Source organism: Caulobacter sp., from assembly GCF_035254145.1.
GTDB lineage: Bacteria > Pseudomonadota > Alphaproteobacteria > Caulobacterales > Caulobacteraceae > Caulobacter.
Genome location: NZ_DATFAV010000111.1, coordinates 1 through 2075, shown reverse-complemented (window position 1 = coordinate 2075; position 2075 = coordinate 1). Strand labels below are relative to the sequence as shown.

Here is a 2075-nt window from a genome sequence, read left to right as displayed (position 1 = left end):
GGAGATCGGCGCCATTGGTCTCGCCAAGGAAGCGTCAGGTCCGCTTCCCTTCCCCGCGCCATGATCCGAAGGACCAAGTATGTTGACGGCGGGGCCCGCTGATAGGCGCGGGCGGCTACTCCCCAAAGGTGAGGCGGCGTGTAGCGACTGAGGGCCCCTAGGTCAATCTCCCTTCCCCCTTGATGGGGGAAGGGTCGGGGGATGGGGGTGATGCGGCGGTTCAGCCACACAGGTCGTAGATCACCCCCACCCTACCCCCCCATCAAGGGGGAGGGATCAGACGGATTGGGGCGCGTCAAAGCGCATCAGGTGGATCGCCACCCGCACCTTGCCGGCGACGAAGCTGCCGCCCACCGCCGTCAGCACCACCGGCGTGTCGGCGTAATAGGCCGTCGGCCCCACGACCCCGATGTTGCTGGAATTCTTGGCCACGCCCAGCGAGCCGCCGAACTTGCTGGCCTCGCCGGCGACGCCGCAGTTGTAGGACGCCGCGCCGGTGATCGCGGCGGTGGTCCGGGTCGAGACCGCCAGCACGATCGCGCGATTGGGGATGACGATGCTGGTGGCGGTCGACGCGCCGGTGACGGTCACCTCCTGCTCCAGGATCTCCAGCCGCGTGTTGGCGAGGTTCGGCGAGGCGGCGGCGGTTAGGCTGCGGAACGTGGCCGACAGCGGCGTCCAGGCGACGCCGTCGAACGCGACCATCTGGTTCTCGTCCTTGACCCAGGCCAGGACGCCCTCGGCCGGTGTGAGCGCCTCCCAGGCGCCGGCCTCGAACCGCATCAGGGTTCCGACCGCCTGGCCGGTCCAGGCCGCGCCGCTGGCGCCGGCCGGCAGGATCCAGACGCCGCCGGCGACGGGGCTGGCCGGCTGGAGCCCGACAACGCGGCTCTCGACGGCCAACTGCACCAGACCGTCCAGCCGGGCCAGGCTCTCGTTGATGGGAATATGCTTCTGAGCCTGGGCGGCGACCACATAGGGCAGGCCGAGGCGGGGCGTGACGTCGTCGAACATGAGGGCTCCGGAGCGGATGGATCACGCTCCCAGCATCACGCCGCCGCCAGCAGCGGGGACGGAAGGGTCTCCGTCCCCGTGAACCGCCCGTCTATTCGGCGGCGAAAGCCAAGTGATGTCCGGCGGTAAGCGCCGTTTTGGCGGCCAGTTCGGCCTTGGCTTGCTCGTACTCCTGCGCGAAACGCGCGATGAGTTCGGCGGCGGGCAGCACCTCCTTGATGGCGCCGATACCCTGGCCCGAGCCCCAGATGTCGCGCCAGGCCTTGGCTTCCTGGTTGCCGCCCGAGCCAAAGCTCATTTTGGACGGATCGCTCTGCGGCAGGTTGTCGGGGTCGAGACCCGCGGCGACGATCGAGGCGCGCAGATAGTTGCCGTGCACGCCAGTGAACAGGTTCGAATAGACGATGCCTTCGGCCTGTCCCTCGACGATGGCTCGCTTGTAGCCCTCGATCGCATTGGCCTCCTCGGTGGCGATGAAAGCCGAGCCGATATAGGCGAGATCGGCGCCCATGGCCTGGGCGGCCAGGATCGAGCGCCCGCAGGCGATCGAGCCCGACAAGGCCACTGGTCCGTCGAACCACTGGCGGATTTCCTGGATCAGGGCGAACGGCGACAGCGTGCCGGCGTGTCCGCCCGCGCCCGCCGCGACCGGGATCAGGCCGTCGGCGCCCTTCTCGATCGCCTTGCGGGCGAAGCGGTCGGTGATGACGTCGTGCAGGGTGATCCCGCCATAGGAGTGGATCGCCTGGTTCAGGTCCTCGCGGGCCCCCAGCGAGGTGATGACCACCGGCACCTTGTACTTCACGCACATGGCGATGTCGTCCTCGAGCCGGTTGTTGGTCTTGTGGACGATCTGATTGACGGCGAAGGGGGCCGAGGGCGCGTCGGGATTGGCCTTGTCGTAAGCGGCCAACTCCTCGGTGATGCGGGCCAGCCACTCGTCCAGCTGCGACAGCGGACGGGCGTTCAGCGAGGGAAACGAACCGACGATGCCCGCCTTGCACTGCGCGATCACCAGATCGGGGTTGCTGATGATGAACAGCGGCGAGGCGATGACCGGA

Annotated in this window: 2 protein-coding genes and 1 riboswitch; both genes read right to left on the bottom strand. The window is 68.2% G+C overall.

What is annotated here, in order from left to right; all coding sequences use genetic code 11:
* Positions 1-25: 25 nt before the first annotated feature.
* Positions 26-137: riboswitch (yybP-ykoY riboswitch) on the bottom strand.
* Between the two features lie 139 nt (positions 138-276).
* The gene (locus VJ655_RS06395; RefSeq protein ID WP_324110232.1) at positions 277-1014 is read right to left on the bottom strand and encodes a DUF2793 domain-containing protein; all 738 of its coding nucleotides are present in this window, start codon (positions 1012-1014) and stop codon (positions 277-279) included.
* A 91-nt stretch (positions 1015-1105) separates the two neighbouring features.
* Positions 1106-2075 (bottom strand): nitronate monooxygenase family protein (locus VJ655_RS06390; protein WP_324110231.1); only part of this gene is annotated, 970 nt, incomplete at its 5' end.

Coding starts and splice junctions, on each gene's coding strand:
- VJ655_RS06395 (WP_324110232.1), bottom strand. CDS start 1,014: ATGTTCGACGACGTCACGCCCCGCCTCGGCCTGCCCTATGTGGTCGCC.